The 20,822-nt window shown below is 68.9% G+C and carries 17 protein-coding genes; 12 read left to right on the top strand and 5 right to left on the bottom strand.

Translation table 11 applies throughout. The features are described 5' to 3' along the window. The 6 genes from AC5RUP_RS12640 to AC5RUP_RS12615 all read left to right on the top strand — a co-directional run. A partial coding sequence (locus AC5RUP_RS12640) for an HNH endonuclease (RefSeq protein WP_494158603.1) occupies positions 1–1,219 on the top strand: 1,219 nt, incomplete at its 5' end. A 126-nt stretch (positions 1,220–1,345) separates the two neighbouring features. Further along, positions 1,346–2,005: a DedA family protein gene (locus AC5RUP_RS12635; protein WP_494132589.1), complete on the top strand. Its 660-nt coding sequence runs from the start codon at positions 1,346–1,348 to the stop codon at positions 2,003–2,005. 560 nt (positions 2,006–2,565) lie between these two features. Next, a complete protein-coding gene (locus AC5RUP_RS12630; protein WP_494067165.1) occupies positions 2,566–2,955 on the top strand; it encodes a GntR family transcriptional regulator in 390 nt (129 codons plus the stop codon). After that, entirely contained in the window at positions 2,952–3,878 is a 927-nt protein-coding gene (locus AC5RUP_RS12625; RefSeq protein ID WP_494154801.1) for an ABC transporter ATP-binding protein, read from the top strand. The genes AC5RUP_RS12630 and AC5RUP_RS12625 overlap by 4 nt, the downstream gene beginning before the upstream one ends. Then, positions 3,875–4,564: a hypothetical protein gene (locus AC5RUP_RS12620; RefSeq protein WP_494154802.1), complete on the top strand. Its 690-nt coding sequence runs from the start codon at positions 3,875–3,877 to the stop codon at positions 4,562–4,564. The genes AC5RUP_RS12625 and AC5RUP_RS12620 overlap by 4 nt, the downstream gene beginning before the upstream one ends. Before the next feature lie 110 nt (positions 4,565–4,674). Continuing rightward, on the top strand, positions 4,675–5,691 hold the full coding sequence (locus AC5RUP_RS12615; protein WP_494067162.1) for a 3'-5' exonuclease: 1,017 nt from the start codon (positions 4,675–4,677) through the stop codon (positions 5,689–5,691). A 40-nt stretch (positions 5,692–5,731) separates the two neighbouring features. Here the strand turns inward: AC5RUP_RS12615 and AC5RUP_RS12610 are convergent, their stop codons facing one another. Both AC5RUP_RS12610 and AC5RUP_RS12605 read right to left on the bottom strand, forming a co-directional pair. Further along, positions 5,732–6,658: an SDR family NAD(P)-dependent oxidoreductase gene (locus tag AC5RUP_RS12610; RefSeq protein ID WP_494158602.1), complete on the bottom strand. Its 927-nt coding sequence runs from the start codon at positions 6,656–6,658 to the stop codon at positions 5,732–5,734. A 4-nt stretch (positions 6,659–6,662) separates the two neighbouring features. Beyond that, a complete protein-coding gene (locus AC5RUP_RS12605; protein WP_494158605.1) occupies positions 6,663–7,736 on the bottom strand; it encodes an ADP-ribosylglycohydrolase family protein in 1,074 nt (357 codons plus the stop codon). Between the two features lie 266 nt (positions 7,737–8,002). On the opposite strand from AC5RUP_RS12605, the gene AC5RUP_RS12600 reads away from it, so the two are divergent. The 4 genes from AC5RUP_RS12600 (at position 8,003) to AC5RUP_RS12585 (ending at position 14,732) form a co-directional block, all read left to right on the top strand. Beyond that, positions 8,003–9,049, top strand: coding sequence for an MIP/aquaporin family protein (locus AC5RUP_RS12600; protein ID WP_494158601.1), 1,047 nt, complete (start codon positions 8,003–8,005; stop codon positions 9,047–9,049). Between the two features lie 91 nt (positions 9,050–9,140). Next, positions 9,141–10,301 (top strand): exonuclease SbcCD subunit D, encoded by a 1,161-nt coding sequence (locus tag AC5RUP_RS12595; protein ID WP_494154938.1) that lies wholly within the window; start codon positions 9,141–9,143, stop codon positions 10,299–10,301. Continuing rightward, complete coding sequence (locus AC5RUP_RS12590; RefSeq protein WP_494158600.1) at positions 10,298–13,336, top strand: AAA family ATPase; 3,039 nt, start codon at positions 10,298–10,300, stop codon at positions 13,334–13,336. The genes AC5RUP_RS12595 and AC5RUP_RS12590 overlap by 4 nt, the downstream gene beginning before the upstream one ends. Before the next feature lie 82 nt (positions 13,337–13,418). Next, positions 13,419–14,732, top strand: a complete 1,314-nt coding sequence (locus AC5RUP_RS12585; protein WP_494154954.1) for an MFS transporter — start codon at positions 13,419–13,421, stop codon at positions 14,730–14,732. A gap of 86 nt (positions 14,733–14,818) precedes the next feature. Here AC5RUP_RS12585 and AC5RUP_RS12580 read toward each other — a convergent pair whose 3' ends face one another. Continuing rightward, on the bottom strand, positions 14,819–15,532 hold the full coding sequence (locus AC5RUP_RS12580) for an IclR family transcriptional regulator (RefSeq protein WP_494067155.1): 714 nt from the start codon (positions 15,530–15,532) through the stop codon (positions 14,819–14,821). Between the two features lie 356 nt (positions 15,533–15,888). Between AC5RUP_RS12580 and AC5RUP_RS12575 the strand changes: the two genes are divergently transcribed. Next, entirely contained in the window at positions 15,889–17,271 is a 1,383-nt protein-coding gene (locus AC5RUP_RS12575) for an MFS transporter (RefSeq protein ID WP_493979756.1), read from the top strand. 96 nt (positions 17,272–17,367) lie between these two features. Here AC5RUP_RS12575 and AC5RUP_RS12570 read toward each other — a convergent pair whose 3' ends face one another. Further along, on the bottom strand, positions 17,368–18,036 hold the full coding sequence (locus tag AC5RUP_RS12570) for a phosphoribosyltransferase (protein WP_494158599.1): 669 nt from the start codon (positions 18,034–18,036) through the stop codon (positions 17,368–17,370). A 370-nt stretch (positions 18,037–18,406) separates the two neighbouring features. On the opposite strand from AC5RUP_RS12570, the gene AC5RUP_RS12565 reads away from it, so the two are divergent. Then, positions 18,407–19,966 (top strand): MFS transporter, encoded by a 1,560-nt coding sequence (locus AC5RUP_RS12565; RefSeq protein WP_494154466.1) that lies wholly within the window; start codon positions 18,407–18,409, stop codon positions 19,964–19,966. A 5-nt stretch (positions 19,967–19,971) separates the two neighbouring features. Here the strand turns inward: AC5RUP_RS12565 and AC5RUP_RS12560 are convergent, their stop codons facing one another. Continuing rightward, positions 19,972–20,820, bottom strand: coding sequence for a Rieske (2Fe-2S) protein (locus AC5RUP_RS12560; RefSeq protein ID WP_494154467.1), 849 nt, complete (start codon positions 20,818–20,820; stop codon positions 19,972–19,974). Positions 20,821–20,822 lie beyond the last annotated feature (2 nt).

The raw sequence follows: 20,822 nt of genomic DNA, 5'->3' as shown, positions 1-20,822 counted from the left end.
CCCGGAGCACCGGGCCCGCGTGGACCGGGAACTGGCCGGCAACCGGGACCGGCTGCACGGGCTCGGGAACCGGGCGCTGCGGGCCGAAGCCAAGCGCCTGGCCTACCGGCTCGATCCCCGCTCGGTGGTGGAGCGGGCGGCGAAGGCCGAAGCGGACCGGCATGTGTCCTCCCGGCCCGAGCCCGACACCATGGTCTCCGTCCGGACCCTGCTGCCGGTCATCCAGGGGGTGGCGGTGATGGCAGCCCTGCACCGGGAGGCGGACCGGCTGCGCACCATGGGCGACCCCAGGTCGCGGGGCCAGATGATGGCCGACACCGTGTTCGAACGCGTCACCGGGCGCAGCACCGCCGACCCCGCCCGGCTGGAAATCCAGTTGGTGATGACCGACCGCACCCTGCTCCATGGCCAGAACGAACCGGCCTGGCTGACCGGGCACGGCATCGTCCCGGCCCGCTACGCCCGCAACCTCGCCCGCCCGCCAGAACCGCAGGCACCGGCACAACCACCGGCAACCACCACCGACGGCAGCCCGCCCGGCCGGAACGCTGCCGACCCCGGCCGCCTGGACAGCAAGCTGCCGGCGGCAGGACCAATAGGTTGCAGCCCGCCGGGTGGGGTCGGGCAGAAGGCGCCGCCGGCCGGGACCGAACCGGGGTGGAAGACCGCCCGCGAGCAGGCCCAACGCAACAAGGTGTTGAAACAGGCCAGCGTGGAGGACATCTGGGTCCGCCGCCTCTACACCGCCCCGGGGACCGGGCAGCTGTTGGGGATGGACTCGGCCGCACGGAAGTTCCCCGACGGGATGCGCCGGATGATCCACGCCCGCGACGCGGTCTGCGTCAAGCCCTGGTGCGACGCCCCGATCCGGCACATCGACCACATCGTGCCCTGGTCACACGGCGGCAAAACCACCATGGCCAACGGCCAAGGACTGTGCGAACAATGCAACCAGTCCAAGGAAGCCGAAGGCTGGTCCAGCCGCCCTATTGACGGACCGCACCACGCGGTGGAGACCACCACACCCACCGGACACACCTACACCTCCACCCCGCCACCACTACCAGGCACACTCGCTGCAGGTGGTGCCTTTAGGTCCGCGTTCGCCGTCGAAGCGGCTCTAGGGGAGCAGACTGGGCGGGCACGCCGTCGTCGACGCTTCCGACTGATGTGTAGGCGCAGTTCCGCACATCCAGCAAAGACGGCAAGGAACTTATAGCTGCGCGGATTGCGAGCGAACTGCACCTCTTCGGGTGCTTGACCGCCCAGACCCGACGCCCGGTTCGGTCTTGATGGGGGCGGTAAGGCAGACTTGTACACGATGAGCACGCTGATCCCCTCCTTGATGTCCGGTCCCCGCCCTGCCCAGTCCGCAGATAATACCTCTGCCCTCACCGGGGTGGCCGAGTGGGCCGTGGGGCTGATGGAAGGCATCGGGGCACCAGGCGCGGGTCTGGCGATCGCGCTGGAAAATCTTTTCCCGCCGCTGCCTAGTGAAGTAGTGCTCCCGCTGGCAGGCTTCACGGCCAGCCGCGGCAACTTCAGCCTTGTCGAGGCGCTGGTATGGACCACGCTGGGTTCGATTATCGGCGCGTGGGTGCTTTACGGGCTGGGCGCTTGGCTGGGCCGAGGGCGCATGCGCGCCATCGCCGATAAGCTTCCGCTGATCGATTTGGAAGACGTGGACAAGGTGGAAGCCTGGTTCAACCGCCATGGGTACAAGGCAGTCTTCTTTGGCCGTATGATCCCGATCTTCCGCAGCCTGATTTCCATCCCCGCCGGCATCGAGCGCATGCCAATGGGCAAGTTCCTCTCACTGACCGCAGCCGGGAGCCTGATCTGGAACAGCATCTTTGTGCTGGCCGGCTTCTACTTGGGGGAGAACTGGCACATCGTGGAGGAGTACGCCGGCGTCTTCCAGAAGATCGTGATTGTCGTCGTCGTTGTTGCGGGTCTGTACTGGTTGACCACCAGGATCCGCAAGATCAGGAACCGGCGGGCGTAGGTAGCTGCTAAGGGCTGATCCTCCCATCGGTCAGCTTTGTTGACGGCCCTGTAGACCATCCGCTCCGCCGCCAGCTCCTCCGCACCAAGATTCCCGCCCTAGCCTCTAGTGGCGCCCCACCGGTCCTTGCGGCGACGGACGCCACTCCGCTGACACCCCGCTGCCCTCACACCTTTGGCGGGCCGCCGGCCGCCGCCGTGCTCCCCTCACGCCATTGGCGGGCCGCCGGCCGCCGCCGTGCTGCCCTCACGCCATTGGCGGGCCGCCGCCGCCATCGTGCTGCCCTCACCTTTGACGGGCGGCCCGATCGCCACCGTGCTCCCTCACATCCTTGACTGGCCCCGCGCCGCCACCGTGATGCCCTTGAGGTACACCGCCGCGGTGTTGACGAGTCCTGCCTGACGTCCGCCCCGGGAGCTCCGTTTCGAGCCGGCCGGAAGCCGGCGCCACCCGCCACCCTCGCGTATTGACACATACTCCACCTGTTGTATGGTTAGCTACATAAGTAATGAACCCCTTCACCGAGCAAGCGGTGCAATGGGCCGGGAGAAGGAGCGGCAGTGATCGACGACTCGAAGCCGATCTTCCTCCAGATCGCCGAACGCATTGAGAACGACATTGTGGACGGGACGCTGGCCGAGGAAGGCCAAGTGCCGTCCACCAATGAGTTCGCCGCCTTCTACCGGATCAATCCCGCCACCGCGGCCAAAGGCGTCAACCGCCTGGTCGATGACGGGATTCTGTACAAAAAGCGGGGGATCGGCATGTTCGTAGCCGCCGGAGCCCGCTCCCGCTTAGTGGCCCGCCGGCGCGACGACTTCTACCGCGAGTACGTTCAGCCGATGGCCCGGGAAGCACGAAAACTGGGTATCAGCACCGAACAGCTGACCGCAATGCTCCACCGCACCGAGTCCACCAGCGACATGACAGAGGGAAGCGTGTCCCCATGAACTACCAGAACACACCCGCCATCGAACTGAGGCAGGTGAGCAAGTCCTACCGTGATGCCAAGGCACTGGACAACGTCAGCCTGCGTCTGGAGGGCAACCGGATCTACGGGTTGCTGGGCCGAAACGGCGCCGGCAAGACCACCCTGATGTCGGTGCTCACCGGCCAAGGCTTCCAGAGCAGCGGTGAAGCACTGGTCTTCGGGCAGCAACCGTATGAAAACGACGCCGTGCTGTCCCGGATCTGCTTCATCCGGGAATCACAGAAGTACCCGGACGATTTCACCCCCCGGCAGGCGTTCAAGTCCGCCGCCCTGTTCTTCCGGAACTGGGACCAGGCCTACGCGGACCGGTTGGTCGAGGATTTCCAGCTCCCGCCCAAGCGGCGGATCAAGAAGCTTTCCCGCGGCCAGCTCTCCGCCGTCGGCGTGATCATCGGGCTGGCGTCCCGCGCGGAGATAACATTCTTCGACGAGCCGTATCTGGGGCTCGACGCCGTGGCCCGCCAAATCTTCTACGACCGGCTGGTCGAGGACTTCGCCCACCATCCGCGCACCATCATCCTTTCCTCGCACTTGATCGACGAGGTTGCGAACCTGCTGGAGCACGTCGTGCTGATCGACCGCGGCCGGATCATCATGGACGACGACGCCGAAGCAATCCGCGGGACGGCCTTCACCGTGGCCGGCAGCGCCGCAGCCGTCAGGTCCTTCGCGGCGGGGCGCAAAGTGCTGCACCGTGAATCGCTGGGCTCGCTGGCCTCGTGGACCATCGACGGCAGGCTCTCGGACGCCGACCGCGCCCAGGCTGCGGAACTCGGAGTGGACTTGGCGCCGGTGTCGCTCCAACAACTGGTAGTGCGGAAGACCACTGCGGCAACCGATGCCGTCGCCAATGCCGACTCAGAGCTGGAGGTCCTGAAATGAACCGCGTCATCAATGTAGCGCGCATGCAGTTGATCAATAAGTGGACCTTCCTGGGTATCCCCGCCGTGATCCTGCTGGGTTCGTTCCTGGTTACCCTGGCCATCTGGGCGATGATCCCTGCCAGCGGCCAGACGTTACACTCCGGGACGGCGCAAGCGGTGATGTGGTACTTCTTCGCGCTGGGCATCCAATCGCTGACCATGACGTTCCCGTTCTCGCAGGCGATGAGCGTGAGCCGCCGTACCTTCTACCTCGGCACCGTCGGCCTGTTCGCCGTGGTCGCCCTGGCCGTCAGTGTCCTGTACTACCTGCTGGGACTGCTGGAAGTTGCCACCGGCGGCTGGAGCTTCAACGGCCGGCTGTATGCCCTGGGCTGGATCGCCGACAGCAGCCCCGTGGTGCAGATCCTGTTCTACTTCATCGTCATGGTGGCGTTGTTCATGATCGGTTTCTGGTTCGCCACCATCTACAAACGCTGGCAGGCGACCGGGATGTTAATCACATGGGTCGCGATCGCCGTGGTCCTGATCGGCCTGCTCGGCCTGATCGCACGGCAGGGGTGGTGGCCGGCCGTGGGCGGGTGGCTGGTGGCCCAGACCCCGCTGAGCACCTCCGGCTGGACGGCGCTGTTCTGCGCGGCCCTGGCGGGCGGGTCCTACCTGACCCTCCGGCGGGCCACCCCCTGACCAAGCCTTAACGCGCCTGCAGGACGGCGGCCCCAGCGCTCGTGCCGGGGCCGCCGTCGGCGCGTGTTGCGGGCGCAGAACCGTCCGTGCCGTCGCTTAGGGTTGAACGCGTGGCAGTTGACTTCACGGCAATCGATTTCGAGACGGCAAACGGGTTCCGGGGCTCACCATGCTCCGTCGGCTTGAGCAAGGTCCGTGATGGCCGGATCGTCGAGGAAGCCTCCTGGCTGATGCGGCCGCCGGAGGGCTTCGACAACTTCGACCGGCGCAACGTCCAGATCCACGGCATCACCGCGGGCATGGTGGCGGGTAAGCCGCGTTTCGGCGAGATCTTCGCCGACCTGGCAGCCTTCATCGGCTCCGACGTGCTGGTCGCCCACAATGCCGCCTTTGACATGGGCGTGATCCGGTCCGCTCTGGAGGTCTCGGAACTCTCCGGGCCGGCCTACGACTACGCCTGCACCGTCATCCTGTCGCGGCGCAGCTACTCGCTGGTGTCCTATTCCCTGCCGTTCGTGGCCGAGGCCGCAGGCGTGCCGCTGCACAACCACCACGACGCCGTGGCGGACGCGCGGGCCTGCGCCGGCATCATGATCGACATCGCCGGCCGGAACTCGGCCGGCAGCATTCCCGAGCTGCTGACCGCGATGCAGTTGCGCGCCTCGCGCCTGGAGGCCTACCTCCACGGCAGTGCGGCGGTGTCCAAACCCACCCGGACCGCGCTCGAGCGGCAGTCGATGAGTGCGGCCGGGGGCGCGGCGCCGTCGTCGGCCTGGACCTACTGGCCGGACGAGGGGGAGAACCCCGAGCCCAACCACGCTGCCGACGATTCCCACCCGCTGTACGGCCAGACCGTGGTCTTCACCGGCAATCTGGGCCTGTCCCGGCAGGAGGCCAAGAACCGGGCGGCGGAGCTGGGGGCCCGGCCGGCCAGCAACGTCACCCGGAAAACCACCGTGCTCGTCGTCGGCGACGGTTTCGTCGCCTCCGACCTCAAGAGCGGCCGCGTCACCGCCAAGGCCCACAAGGTGCTGCAGCTGCACAGCAAGGGCCAGCAGATCGAGGTGCTCTCCGAAGGCGAGTTTTTGCAGATGATCGGGGGACGCTGGCCCGCGCACAGCGCCTGACCCGCGGCCGTCGACCGACCGCCGTCGACGGCCGCCGGAGTCAGAGCCGGAGGCCTACCCCGGTCAGTTCCTCGGACAGGTCGATCAGCCGGGAGGCGGCGTTGCGCTCGCGGGCGTGCCGCCGGGGCACGACGACGGCGGTGCGTCCGGTCAGCTGGAACGGTCCGTCCGGTCCCCAGTAGTCGCCGTTGCGGACCTCCTCGCCGGCTGCCGCGTGCACCAGCGGCCTGGCGCCGGCGTCCTTGCCCTGCGCCACCAGCCCGAAAAGCGCGCGTTGCCAGCCCGCCGCCGGACGCGACAGCTGCAGGCCCGGCCGGTCCGGGGTGAAGTATTTGCGCGCGTACCCGGGATGGGCCACCACGGAAGAGACCGGCGACCCCGCCGCGTCCAGCCGGTTCGCCAGCTCGAATCCGAAACTCATCACCGCCAGTTTGGACAGCGCATAGGACCGGTAACTGGAGTACCGGGCCGGCAGAGCGACCCGGGAAAAGTCCGGCCGGACCCAGCGGTGGCTGATGCTGCCCACATGCACCACGCGGCCGCGGCTGCGGCGCAGCACGGGCATCAGCCCGGCGACGAGCGCGAAGTGGCCCAGGTGGTTGGTGCCGAACTGCAGTTCGAAGCCGTCGGTAGTGAACTGCAGTTTCTGCGAACCGATCACCCCGGCGTTGGCCAGCAGGGCATCGATCCGCCCCCGCTCGGCAAGCTCGCCCGCCGCCTGCCGGACCGAGGCCAGATCGGCAAGATCCAGCTCCTGGAAGTGCACGTCCGCGCCGGGCACCGTGCGGCGGATGGCTTCCATGGCTGCCCGGGCGCGTGCCGGATCACGGGCAGCCATGACCACCGTGGCTCCCGCCGCGGCCAGCTGTTCACTGGCGAAGTAGCCGAGGCCGGCGCTGGCACCGGTCACGAGGATCGTCTTCCCGTCCTGCCGGGGCAGCGCGGGGGCAGTGCGGTCGTGGTGCACGGGCTCAGCCCTGGGTTTGCGCCAGGAAGCGCTCCGCCATGCCGAGGATGACGTCGGGGGCCTCCAGCGCGGCCAGCCATTCGGCGGGGAGCGCCGCCTCGCCGTAATGGGCGCCCAGGAGGTTCCCGGCGAGGCTGGCGGCCGAGTCGCTGTCGCCGTCGTGATTGATGGCCGCGGCGACGGCCCGGCGGAAGTGGTGCTCCGCCGTCGTGCTGTCCGCCGTCGCCAAGACGGCGTAGAGGGCGATGGCCAAAGCTTCCTCGGCCACCCGGCCCAGGCCCAGCGTTTCGGTCAGCACGGCCGGCTGCACGGGGCCGCGGGCCGACAGCTCGATGGCGGCGCGCAGCCGCCCGGCCAGCTCGGCGGCGGCCGGGTCCTGCTCGGTGCGGGCCAGCATGGCCACGGCGGCGCCGGGCAGCGTGGCCTGTTCGTGCACCAGCAGCCGGATCAGCGTGGCGAACGTTGCCGCGCTCTGCTGCGCCGTCGGATGGCCGTGGGTGAGCGCCGAGCCGTCCGTGGCCAGCCGCTGGACCGTTTGGTCGTCGACGAACGGCAGCAGCCCGAACGGAGCCGACCGGACCACCGTGCCGCAGTCCTTCGAGTCCCGGTTGACCGGGCGCGCCCGCGTTCCCATTTCCCCGGTGGCCAGGCCGGACAGGCAGTCGGCGCCGGGGTCGCGGCGGGCGTGCAGCACCTCCTGTTCGTCGATCCAGCGCGGCTGGGGTTCCGGCGCGTTGTCCGGAAAGCGGCCTTCCTGGGTGGCGTACCAGCGCAGGTAGGCCAGCCAGAGGCAGGCGGCTTCGTCGGCGGCGGTCCCGGCATTGGCCCATTCCAGCGCCTCGGTCAGCCCGTCGAGGGTATACAGCGTCAGCTGCGTGTCGTCGGAGAAGTGGCCGGGCTCCGCCAGCTGGGAGAAGTCCCGCAGCCCGTCCGCCCCGAAGCGCCCGGCGATCGCGTCGAAGGAGTCGAATTCGACGCCGGCCCCCAATTGGTCCGCCAGGGCGCCTCCGAGCAGGCAGCCGCGCACCCGCGAGGCGAAGTCCGGCACCGCGTGGGCCGTCGTCTCCGGCTGGGTCACGGGCGGCGGCGGCACGGCGCCGGGAGCGGGCTGGATGGCGCCGGGAGGGGGCGGCGCGCTGCCGGCGAAGTCCGGTGCGTCGGCGGAGGGGGAACCGGGGAGCGGGGCATCGTTAGTCACGACTACCAGCTTAGGCGTGGGACCGGGCCTTTCGCCGGGCATCCTTCCCGGGCAGCACCCAGCGTTTTCACAGACCCCAATGCCAGAGTGGAGTAGTTTTGAGTAACCCGCCGGCTGCTGGCCGGCCCTGCAGAAGGACAGTATCCATGGCAGCAGCCCACCCCGCGTCACCGGCTCCGGCCGTCCACGCCGCCCCGCCCCGGCTCGGCGAGGGGCGCAGCTACTCGGCCCGCATCGGCGCCGAAGTGGCAGGTTCGTTCCTGCTCTTTTTCGGCGCCCTGGGGATCGGCATGTTCAATCCGCAGGGCGGCTTCGGCGTTCCCTTCGGCTTCGGCCTGGCGGTCGTTGCCGGCATGCTTGCGTTCGGCCACGTCTCCGGCGGCCACTTCAACCCGGCCATCACGCTGGGCAGCGCGCTCGCCGGCCGGACCTCCTGGAAGTCGGTGCTGCCCTACATCCTGGCGCAGCTGGCAGGCACCTCGCTGGCCGCCGTCGTGCTCTGGGTGATCATGGGCAGCCACCCGGTCAGCGCTCAGTCGGCGGGCGTGTTCACGTCCATCTCCAACGGCTACGCCGGCGGCGGTGAACTGGGCTTCTCGATGGCGGGGGTGTTCCTGGCCGAGACCATCGCCACCGGGCTGCTCGTGGCGGTCTACCTCGGTGCCACCTCGTCCCTGGACCGGCTCCGCAGCGCCCCGTACGCGGTAGGGCTTGCGTTCGGCGTGCTGACCGCCGTGATGCTCCCGATTTCCAACGCCGGGCTGAACCCCGCCCGCTCCACGGCCGCGGTGTATTTCGCGGACGGCAGCCCGCTGGGCGAACTGTGGCTGTTCTGGGCGGCCCCGCTGCTCGGTGCGGTGATCGCCGGGCTGCTTTACCGCAGTGCCGAACTGGTGCCGGGGGCGCGCAAGGCCACCAACGACGGCGATGCACGGGCTGCAACGACCGGCGAGCCTGTGGAGGGGAAGACCGCCGCCGGCGGGGCTTCCGCCGGCACGGTGTCCACCGGAGGCGCGGCCGGATCCGTGGCCGCCGGCCCGGTACCCGCCGGATCCGCGGCCGGACGTGAGGTTCCTGACGTTGCGGTGGAGGACCAGCCGGACGAGCCGGTGCCGGCGGACAATCAGGGCGCCGCCGAAGCCCGCGACTTCTTTGACCGCAAGCCGAACCGGACACGCCCGGACGGCGAATAACCACAAAGCCCCGCGCAACGGCACGTCCCGATTTCGGGACGTGCCGTTGCGCTTGTCCGAAACTGTCCCAGCCGCCGGATAGTTTGGAAATATGAGGTTACTGCACACGTCCGACTGGCACCTGGGCCGTTCTTTCCACGGCGTCGGGATGCTGCAGGCGCAGCACGCATTCGTGGAGCAACTCCTGCAGACAGTGCGCGAGGAGAGCATCGACGTGGTGCTCATCGCGGGCGATGTGTACGACCGCGCGCTGCCCGGTGTAGATGTGGTCAACCTCTTTTCCGATGCCTTGTCGCGCATCCGCGGTGCCGGGGCAACGGTGATCATGACCAGCGGCAACCACGATTCGGCCACCCGGTTGGGCTTCGGCTCCGGCATCCTGGCCCACGGCGGGGTCCATATCCGCGCCCGGCTGGACCAGCTTGCGGACCCGGTGGAGCTGGACCTGGACGGTGCGACCCTTGCCGTGTACGGGATCCCGTACCTCGAGCCGCGGCTGTGCGCGGAGGAGCTGGGCGCGGAGGCTCCCAGCCACACCGCCGTCACGCGGTCGGCGCTGGACCTCGTCCGAGCGGACCTTGAGCAGCGGAGGGCCGGCGGCGCCGTGCATTCCCTGGTCATGGCGCACACCTTTGCCAGCGGCGGCGTCACCTCGGACAGCGAACGGGACCTGAGCATCGGGGGAGTGGGAGCGGTCCCGCTGGATTTGTTCGACGGCCTCGACTATGTGGCGCTGGGCCACCTGCACGGGCGCCAGGCGCTGAGCGAAACCGTGCGCTATTCCGGCTCACCGCTGCCTTATTCGTTCTCCGAGGCCGGACACGAGAAGGGCGGCATCATCCTCGAATTCACCGCGGACGGGCTCGCGTCGGTGGAAAACGTCAGCTGGCCCTCCCCGCGCAAGCTCGCCGTGCTCAAGGGGACCATGCAGGACCTGCTCGAATCGGCGGACCACGCCTGGGCGCAGGACGCCTATTGCCAAATCACGGTCACCGACGACGAACGCCCGGCGAAGGCGATGGAACGGCTGCGGGCGCGCTTTCCCGACACGCTGGTGCTCAACTTCGAACCCGCCTCCGGGCCGCGCCGCGACAGCATGAGCTACAGCCAGCGCATCGCCAAGGCACAGGACGACCTGGAGGTCTGCTGCGGTTTCCTGGACCACGTCCGCTCCCGCCCGGCCGGCGAAGCCGAACGCGCGCTGCTGGCCGATGCGTTGGCCGCCGTGCAGGCAGCGGAGGCCGCGGCATGAGGATCCACCGGCTTCAAATGCAGGCCTTCGGGCCGTTCGCCGCGCGGGAAACCATTGACTTCGACGAGCTGGGAGCGCAGGGGCTGTTCCTGCTCAACGGGCCGACCGGGGCCGGCAAGACCAGCATCCTGGACGCCATCTGTTTTGCGCTGTACGGGTCCGTTCCCGGCGCGCGCCAGCAGGGCAAGCGGCTGCGCAGCGACCACGCCGAACCCGGGACCGAGCCGGAAGTCGTGTGCGAATTCTCCGCCCGCGGCAGACGGTTCGAAGTGACCCGCAACCCGCAGTGGGAGCGGCCCTCGTCCCGGGCCCGGTCCGGGTCGGTGACGGAACAGGCGCGCACGCTGTTGCGCGAGAAGATCAACGGCGCCTGGGTCCAGAAAAGCGGCCGCAACGACGAGGCCGCGGCCGAACTGCTGGCCGTCCTGGGCATGAGCCTGGAACAGTTCACCAAGGTGGTCCTGCTGCCCCAAGGCGACTTTGCGGCGTTCCTGCGCTCCGACGCCAGGGAACGTCGGCCGCTGCTACAGCGCCTGTTCGCGACCGACCGCTATGAGGCGGTGGAGCAGGTCCTGGCGGACGAAGCGGCCAAGGCCCGCTCGGACTACCAGGCCGCGGTGGCAGGATCCGACCACCTGCTCGCGCGGGCAACAGAGGAAGCAGCCCGGCATCTGGCCGCCGAGGACATGCCGGACCAGTCAATGCCTGCCGCGGACCTGCTCGCCACGCTTGAGTCCTCGATGGCGTCCGCGGCCGGCTCCGTCCGCGACTTGGCCGAGCGCGGACAAGATGAGCTGGGCCGGCTGCGGGAAACCATCGCCCGGCACGAGCGGGCGCTGGCCGACCACGCGGAATTGGCGGCGCTGGAGAAACTGGCAGCCGAGCACCGCAACGGCGCCGACGGCCACGCCGCGCTGACCGAAACCCTGGCGTCGCACCGGTCCGCGGAACTGCTGGCGTCGCCCATCCGGCACCGGGATCAGGCTGCACTCGCTGTGGAACGTGCCGGAAAAGAATTCTTGGACCGGATCGACGAGGCCGAAGCCCATCCGCTCTTCCCAACGTTCGTTTCCCGCCGCCCCGACCCCGATGCCGCGGGACAGGCGCTGCTCGAGGAGGCGGCGGCACAGCTCTCCGCCGAGCTCGGACGAATCCGAGCCCTGCTGCCGGAAGAGCAGCGGTTGCAGGCGGCCACTGCCGACGTGCGGCGGTTGGAACAGCACGCGGGCCGATTGGCCAAGGACATCGGTGCCGCGGAAACAACCCGGGAACGGCTGGCTGAAGTCGGCCGCGGGCTGCAGGATGAACTGGCCATGCTGTCGGCAGCGTCCGACGACGTCGGCCTGCTCACCGAGCGGCTGGAACAAGCCCGGCAGCTGCGCGACACCGTGGCCGACTACGGCGCCTGGCTGGCCAAGACCGACGAGGCCCGGCGGAACCGCGATGCGGCGCACGCCAGGCAACTTCGGCTCAAGGAAGCCTGGTTGTCGCTGTTGGAACAGCGCCTCGATCAGGCCGCAGCGGAGCTCGCCGCCAACCTTGCAGAGGGAGACCCCTGTCCGGTGTGTGGCGGAACAGAACATCCGCAACCGGCCGCGGCCGCCGGCGGGCATCTGGTCACCCGCGAACAGGAAACAGCAGCCCGGGAGGACCACGCGGCGGCGGAAGCCACGTACTCCAAGGCCCGCGAGGCGTGCGCGGCACTGGAACAGCAACTTTCGGCCCTGGCCTCCCGCGGCGGCGCGACCGACGCCGCCGAAGCGGCCGCCGCCGTCGCCGCCGCCCGTGCCCGTTTGGACGAAGCCGTCGCGGTGAGGGAACGGCGCACAAAACTGCAGGAACGGGCGGCCGCCACGACTGAGCAGCTCGACGAGAACGGCCGGCAGCTGTCGGCTCTGGCCGTGGCCAAGGCCTCCGCCGATTCCGACCTCAAGGCCGGGAGGGAACGCGTGCAGGAACTCGAGCAGAAGCTGCGCGAGGCCGGTCCGGCCGGAGGCAGCCTGCACGAACAAGCGGCCTCGCTGTCCCGCCTCGACCAACTGCTGGCCGCTGCCCTGGACGTTTTGGGACAGCACCGCCACTGTGGCAACGCGTTGGAGCAGGCCGACGCCGATCTGGCCTCGGCCATCGGGCAGTCCAGCTTCGCCTCCGAAGACGAAATCCGGGTGTCCCTGCTGGCACCGGCACAGCTGCAGGAACTGCAGCGGCGCCACACTGCCTACGTCGAAGCAGGCCAGCGGCTGCAGGTGCTGGAGTCCTCCGAAGCCGTCGTCCGTGCCCGCACGGCGCTTAAGAAGGGCGAAACGCTGCCGGGGACCGCGGAACTGGACGCGGTACGCGGGGAAGCCGCGGTCCTGGACGGGCTGGTGCAGGAGCACCACGTGCGGCACGGTGTGCTGACTGCGTCGCAGCAACAACTTGCCAGCTACCGCCGGCGTTTCGACGAGGAACAAGTCCGCTTGGCCCCGATCGCGGAACGGCACGAGCTTCTGCAGTCAGTGGCGGACACGGTCAGGGGACTGGGCGAGAACGAACGCAAGATGACGCTCACCACCTACGTCCTGGCTGCGCGTCTCGAGCAGATTGCGGCGGCGGCTTCCGAACGTCTGATTGCCATGACCGACGGGCGGTACACGCTGGTCCACGACGACTCGAAGTCCGGCAACAAGAAGTCGGGCCTGGGATTGCACGTCAGCGACGAATGGACGGGGCAGCGGCGCGACACCTCCACCCTGTCCGGCGGCGAATCCTTTATGGCCTCGCTCGCGCTGGCACTCGGCCTGGCCGACGTAGTGCAGGCAGAGGCAGGCGGCGTGGACATCGAGACGCTGTTCGTCGACGAGGGATTCGGCAGCCTGGATGAGCAGGCGTTGGAACAGGTCATGGATGCGTTGGAGGGACTGCGCGACGGGGGCCGGGTCATCGGCCTGGTCAGCCACGTAGCGGAGATGAAGCAGCGCATCGGCGCTCAGCTCCAAGTCACGAAGGGGCGCCACGGCTCCTCCGTCCGCACCGTGCTCACCGGGGCCGCCTGACCACCGGTATGATGGTTGTGTTATCCGGGTTGTGCGCATCGGGAGGCGGGACGATGCGCGGTTCGAACCAACGGAAAAACCGATGACTGCTTCTGATTCCGGCGCGCCCGCCCAGCAACAAGCCCCCGGCAACGACACCTCCGGCCGCCGACGTCGCAAGACCCGAAACCCCTTCGGCCGCTACGCGCGGCTGGCACGGATGGCCGGAGCCTCTTTTCTGGCCATCGGGTTCCTTGCCCGGCTGCCGCTGGCGATGCTCACGGTCGGCGCCCTGACACTGGTCACCGTCAGCACCGGATCCTACGCCTCGGGCGGTTTCGCAGCGGGTGCCGTCGGCATCGGCTCGGCCGCCGGCGCGCCGCTCTTCGGCTATCTTGCCGACCGGGTCGGTCAGCGGCCCGTGCTGCTGGTCGCGGCTGCCGCACACACGTGTGCCATCGTCGTGCTGCTGACCTGCGTCTACATCGGAGGCAGTGGAGCCGGCCCCGTGGCCGTACTTGCCGCGTCCTTCGCCGTCGGGGCCACCTGTCCCCAGGTCGGCCCGCTGGCGAGGGTGCGCTGGATGGCGATGACCCGCAAGGACAAGCCGGTATTGGACACGGCGCTGTCCTACGAGAGCACCGCCGACGAACTGACGTTTGTGCTCGGACCGGCCCTGGTCGGGCTGCTCGCGGCGCTGATTGCCCCGTGGCTGCCCTTCGTGCTGGCCGCCGCCCTGACCGTGACGATGGTGACCGCCTTCGCCGTCCACCCCACCTACCGTGTGGTCGTCCCGGTGACGCCCGGACTGGTCAAGGCACATCCCGGAGCCGCCGCGGCGGCCTCGCCGGTGCGGATCAATTGGCCGCTGGTCGCCATCCCCGTGCTGGGGATGGTGGCCATGGGCGTGTTCTTCGGCGCAACCCAGAACGCCCTGAGTGCCTTCGGCGGCAGCTTCGGCGCGGCCGACACCGCCGGTTTGCTGTATGCGCTGCTGGGCCTGACGTCGGCCTTCGGTGCGCTGTCCGTGGCCTACTGGCCCGCACGGTGGAAACATTCGAGCCGCTGGGTCGTGTGCGCGGCGGCGATGACGGCGTTCTGCGTCCTGCTGCTGCTGCCCGCCGAAGTGCTGCCGATGATTCTCGTGCTGCTGGTGGTCGGCGTGCCCGTCGGACCCACCATGGTCACCATCTACGGCATCGGAAGCCTGGTCGCTCCGGATGAGCGGCTCGGCACGGTGATGACGCTGCTCGCCAGCGGCGTCGTCCTCGGCTCTGCCATCGGTTCGGCGGTAGCCGGTGCGCTGGCCGAGAACCTGGGACACTCCGGCGCGTTCCTGGTGTCGATTGCCGCCTCAGCCATGCTGCTGGTGCTTGGCCTGGTCGCTGCCGCCGTCGTCCGGCGCCGGGACGCCTGACCGCCGAGGCGCCTGACCGCCGCCCGCCTGATGCGGGCCGCCCGCCTGCTGCCGCAGCCATTCGCCGCCGCGGGGCGGGGCCGGGCTCAGTGCAGCTCCGCCTCGATGACCGCGGCTGAGCGCTTCAGTGCCTCCGCAATTTGCTCATCAGGAGTGTCGGTCCGGATATAGACCACGGCCACGGCAGCCGGGAGCTGGCCCGGGACGGTGACCGGCACGGCCACCGACGAGACGCCGGGGATGACCTCGTCATGGCTGATGGCATACCCGGCATCCTTGGCGAGCCGGGCCTCCGGGCGGATCGGCTGTCCCGGAGCATGCTGCTCCCACTGGTCCCGGGTCAGGGCCGACTGGATGGCGATGCCCGGGGCTCCCGCCGCGAAGGAATGCCGGGTGCCCGGACGCTGCACCAGCGCCGTCGTATGCCGCGGCTCCACGGTCAGCAGCGTCACGCAGTCGTGCTGGTCCCAGACCGCGATAAAGGCCGTCATCATCAGGTCGTTGGCCAGTGCTGTCAGCTCCGGCAGCGCCGCCGACTGCAGGTCCCGCGAAACACCCCGGGCGAGGGCGGCCAGGCCCGGCCCCGCCTGCACCCTGCCGGCCGAATCGCGCATCAGCAGCGAATGGTCCTCGAGCGTGCGCAGGATCCGGTAGGCGACCGACCGGTGCACTCCCAACGCGTCGGACAACTCGGCGATCGTCATCGGCGACGGCGCCTCCGCCAGGATCTCCAGGGCCCTGATGCCGCGCGACAGGGTCTGCGAGTGCGCCGGGGCGGGTTTGATGGGGGTCTGGCTCATCGGTACATCCTCTGGAAAAGTCCTGCACGGGAGTTGCGGCGGGAACCGGCCACAGTGCTTGTGCCGGTTCTCACAGGTCCCATTGTTCTATATCGGGACAAAGCGTCCAACTATAGAACGCCACGGGCGGTGCTGCCGGCTACCGCTAGGCCTGCGCCGCCACCGGGGCTGCCCGTGGTCCGCGCGGGGAGGCGCCGTTCCTGCAAGGGGGAGCGCGGTTCTGCCGCAATCCGGTAGACGGGGCGTTATGGAAATGATATGGCGGCGCTATGTGTGGCCCGTCACTGTCCGGTAGTATGGCTCCAGTCACATTACCGACCGTTCGGTAACCGTTCTGTGAATTCAACGGAGAAAATATGTCAACGTCAGAAGAGCTGGCAGGCAACCTCAGCCCAGCAGCCCGCCGTGAAGAGCGCAAGGTGCTCGCCGGCACCTTGGTCGGCACCACTATCGAGTGGTACGACTTCTTCATTTACGCGCAAGCCGCCGGCCTGGTGCTGGCTACGTTGTACTTTGCGCCGCTGTCCCAGGAGAGCGCCGGCCTGGCGCAGATCGTAGCCTGGGCGTCGCTGGGTATCAGCTTCCTGTTCCGCCCGCTCGGCGCCATTGTCGCCGGCCATCTCGGCGACCGGATGGGTCGGAAGCTGATGCTGGTCTTTACGCTGATGCTGATGGGCGTGGCGACGGCGCTGATCGGTCTGCTGCCGACCTACGACCAGATCGGCATCACGGCTCCGATCCTGCTGGTGGTGCTCCGTATCCTGCAGGGCTTCTCGGCCGGCGGTGAATGGGGCGGCGCTGCCCTGATGTCCGTCGAGCACGCGCCTATCAACAAGCGCGGCTTCTTCGGCGCCTACCCGCAGATCGGTGTTCCCTGCGGCATGATCCTGGCCACCGGCGTGATGTGGCTGCTCACGACCGTGATGAGCGAGGAGCAGTTCCTGGCCTGGGGATGGCGTATTCCGTTCCTGTTCTCAATCGTGCTGATCGTGGTCGGCTACATCATCCGGCGCGCCGTGGACGAGTCCCCGGTGTTCAAGGAGATGCAGGACCGCAAGAAGGAATCTGCGGCCCCGCTGCGCCTGCTGTTCCGGCACAACTGGAAGCAGGTCATCCTCACCGCGCTAATCTTCATTGCCAACAACGCCGCCGGCTACCTGCTGATCGCGTTCTTCGCCTCGTACGCCACCAAGGATGTCGAGGCCGGCGGCCTGGGCATGCACCGCCCGTCCGTGCTCCTGGCGACGACCCTGGCGGCCTTCGGCTGGCTGGCCTTCACCATGTACGGCGGCATCCTCTCCGACAAGATCGGGCGGATCCGCACGTTCCAGATCGGCTACGTCTGGGTGCTGCTCTGGCAGATTCCGATGTTCATGCTGATCGACACGGCGAGCATCGTGCTGATGGGCATCGCCATGTTTGTCCTGACCATCGGCCTGGGCCTGTCGTACGGTCCCCAGTCCGCCCTGTACGCGGAGATGTTCCCGGCCAACGTACGGTACTCCGGCGTCTCCATCGGCTATGCCATCGGCGCCATCCTCGGCGGCGCGTTCGCCCCGATGATCGCCGAACTGCTGCTGGGCCAGACCGGCAGCACGATTTCGATCGGCATCTACATCATGGTGCTGTGCGTGATCTCGCTGGTCGCGGTGTCCGTGGTCAAGGAAACCAAGGGCGCGAACCTTCGGGCCATCGACCCTGAGATCGAGCACCTAAAGCGGCATCCCGAGGCGCACTGACCTCTTCCAAGCAGCGCCAGCTCAGGGCAGCGGGCCGCCGTCGGGTAATTGCACCCGGCAGCGGTCCGCTGTTCTTTAACCTGCCGGCGGCAGCCGCTACCGGGGCAGGGCTGCCAAGACCTCGTCGTCGCTGACCTGGCCGAAGTACTGGTAGGCCTCGCCGACGGCCCTGAAGTTGCGCGGCTGGCGCAGGCAGATCACGGCATCGGCCAGTTTCTCGAGCTCGGCACAGGCCTGCGGCGGACCCACCGGCACCGCGACGACGATCTCGCGGGGGTCGCTCTGCCGGACGGCGTTGATCGCGGCCTTCATGGTGGCGCCGGTGGCCAACCCGTCGTCGCAGAGGATGGTGGTCCGGCCGCGGACCTCTGCCGTCCGGCCCTGGAGATACGCTTCCTGCCGCCGCTTCAGTTCCGCACGTTCCCTGTCCTGGACCTCCTGCAGCCGCTGTTCGCTGTAATTGCGGCGGCGCAGTTCTGCCAGTATCGGTTCCACCATGACGACGGCGGTGTGCCCGCCGTGGGCGGCCAAGGCACCGAAGGCGACCTCCGGCTGGCCCGGGATGCCTAGTTTGCGGACGATGAGCGCGTCGAAGTCGGCGGCCAGTTCTTTGGCCAGCACCGCGGCCACCGGGACGCCGCCGCGCGCCAGGCCCAGCACGGTGACGTCGTCGCGGCCGCGGTATGCTGCCAGCTCGGCCGCCAGTTGCCGGGCGGCATCGGGCCGATCGGCGAAAGGGGCAGGTGCTCCGCTCGACAGTCCCACGGTTTCAGTATCCTCTTGCGTTTCCCGGGTCGCGAGGGGGAGCGGACGCCCGCCGCGGCGGCGGAACGCAACCTGGCGGAAGGTCGCCGGCCCGACGAAACGGCTATAGCTCAACAGTTCTGATAGACCGCTTAACCTGCATGGGTAGTTCTCCCCATCGCGGGCCGGTTGCCCGAGGGATATGCTCGTGACAACGGTGGGGCTCGGAACGGGGGCCCGCATCGCTTCGGCCGGACTTGGGTCCGGGCGTGGAAGAGCCGGACCCGCAGGATTCCCCCAACGCCTGCCGCTCCGGCTCTTTCGTTTAACGCGGCTGTCGCCCAGGCTCCCACGGTTTGGCAGCGGACCCGTCCCGGCGTATGAATGGTAGGTGACCCAAGCCTCCGACTCCGTTCCAGAGAACCGTTCCGCGCCCCGACCGGCCAGCCCCGACGGCGTCGAGTCCGGCTTCGTGCCGGACCCCGGCCGTTGGCGGATCCTGGCCGTGCTGCTGGTGGCCATCTTCATGTCGCTGGTGAGCGTCAGCATCGTCAACGTGGTGCTGCCGTCCATCCAAATCGGGCTGGGCGCGTCGGACTCGGACCTGCAGTGGGTGCTCTCCGGCTATGCGCTGACTTTTGGTGTGGTGCTGGTGGCCGCCGGCCGCGCGGGCGATATTTTGGGCCGCGGCCCGCTGTTCATCGCCGGCGTCGCGCTCTTCACGCTTTCCTCGGTGGCCGCCGGACTCGCTCCGGACCCGCTCAGCCTGAACATCACGCGCTTTGTGCAGGGCCTGGGGTCGGGCCTGCTGAATCCGCAGGCGGTGGGGATGATCCAGCAGTATTTCCGCGGGGCGGAACGCGGCCGTGCCTTCGGGGCGCTCGGCAGCGTGATTGGCGTTTCGGTTGCCGTCGGGCCCCTCCTGGGCGGAATGATCATTGAGTTCGCCGGTGTCCAGGACGGGTGGCGCTGGACCTTCCTCGTGAATGTACCGGTCGGGGTCCTGGCCATCGTGCTGGCGCTGATGTGGTTCAAGCCGCGGCGCAGAGAGGTTGACTCTCCCGGGGCAGAAGACCGCGAAGGCGCCGGCGGCGAACCCCGGGCAGCCAAGCCCGAACGTGACCTCGATCCCGTCGGCGCCGTGCTGCTGGGCCTGGCCGTGCTGGCGCTGCTGCTGCCCTTCGTCGAACGCGGGAGCGGTGCATGGATCTGGCTGCTGCTTCCCGGCGGCGCGGGACTGCTGGCGCTGTGGGCGTGGTGGGAACATGCCTACCGCCACCGCGGGCGCAGCCCGATGGTCGACCTGCGGATCTTCCGTACCCACAGCTTCTCCGCCGGGTCCTTGATCGCCGGCCTGTACTTCATGGGCGTGACCAGCGTCTGGGTGCTGGTGGCGCTCTACATCCAGCAGGGGCTGGGCGGCAGCGCGCTGGAGGCGGGGCTGATCGGGCTGCCCGCCGCGCTGATCGGCGCCTATTCGTCGCACTGGTCCGGCAAGCGGGTGCTGGAGCGGGGGCGGCAGATGATCGTCGTCGGGATCCTCTGCGCGTTGCTGGGGCTGGCGCTGACCATCGCCGTCATCCAACTGGAGGCAGCCGGGCTGCTCAGCATCTGGTGGATGCTGCTGACGCTGTCGCTCATCGGCATGGCGCAGGGCCTCATTATCACCCCCAACCAGACGCTGACCCTGGCCGACGTGTCGTTGGAGTACGCGGGGAGCGCCGGGGGAGTGCTCCAGACCGCGCAGCGCATCGGCACCGCCGTGGGCATCGCGGTGATCACCGCCGTCGCCTTTTCCGTCCAGGCCCAATCAGGCTGGACCGGGGCGATCACCGCCGGACTGGCCGTCACCGCCGCGTCCGTTGTTGCCACGCTCGTCATCGCCGGAACCGACGCCCGCCGCGCCTCCCGCGCCTCCCGCGGGTCCACGCCGCGGTCTCCGCGGGGCTGAGCCGGTCAGCTCAGCCGGACCTCGACCTGCCCCTCGCGGACGCGTGTTTCGTAGGCCGGCTGCTCGGAGCTGGCTGGGCCCCTGACGATGCTGCCGTCAGCCAGGCGGAACCGGCTGCCGTGCCAGGGGCAGGTGATGCACCCGTCGTCGACCTGTCCCTCAGCCAGCGGCCCGCCCATGTGGCTGCAGACGCTGTCCAGCGCCCGGACGGTGCCATCGCTGCGATACAGGACCAGCGACACGTCTCCGGCGTGCGCCAGCTGCGGCCGGCCCTCGGCCAGTTCGCTCTCCGCCAGGACGGGGGTCCACTCGACGGGACCTTTCCGCCACGCCGTGTGGTTGACGTTGACGCCGCGCGCGTAGCTCAGGTGACCACCCAGGTAGCCGCCGGACATCACCAGCCCGAAGCCGCCCAGCGCGAGCACCTTGGCCAACCCCCGGCGCTCGCCGCGGCGGGCCAGGAAGGAGGCGGCGAAGCACACCAGCGCCGCCGAGTTTGATGCGGCGTGCACGATGCCGAGCCGGCGGTCCTCGCCCTGGGTATCCGACCAGTCGTTGAGCCCGGCCCAGGCCGTGGGTACGGCGGTGAGGATTCCGGCGGCGACCAGGAGGTCGGCCGCGGGCTCGGAACGGCGGCCGCCCACCGTGTCCAGCAGCGTGGACATGGTCCAGGCCCCGATGGGAAAGTCGGTCAGGAGCGGATGCAGCGGATGACCCACGAAGCTGCCGCTGAGAATGTTCCGGACGGGCCGGGGACTAACCAGCCTGCCCACCAGTCCGGCCACGGGCTCGGCAATCTTGTCCAGAGCCTCGGTTCGTTCTATCCGTGCAACGACGGTGCGGAGAATATTCACGC

This window comes from Arthrobacter sp. Y3223151, assembly GCF_059091125.1.
The sequence above is the reverse complement of the archived record's forward strand: the minus strand, read 5'-3'. Positions and strand labels throughout refer to the sequence as shown.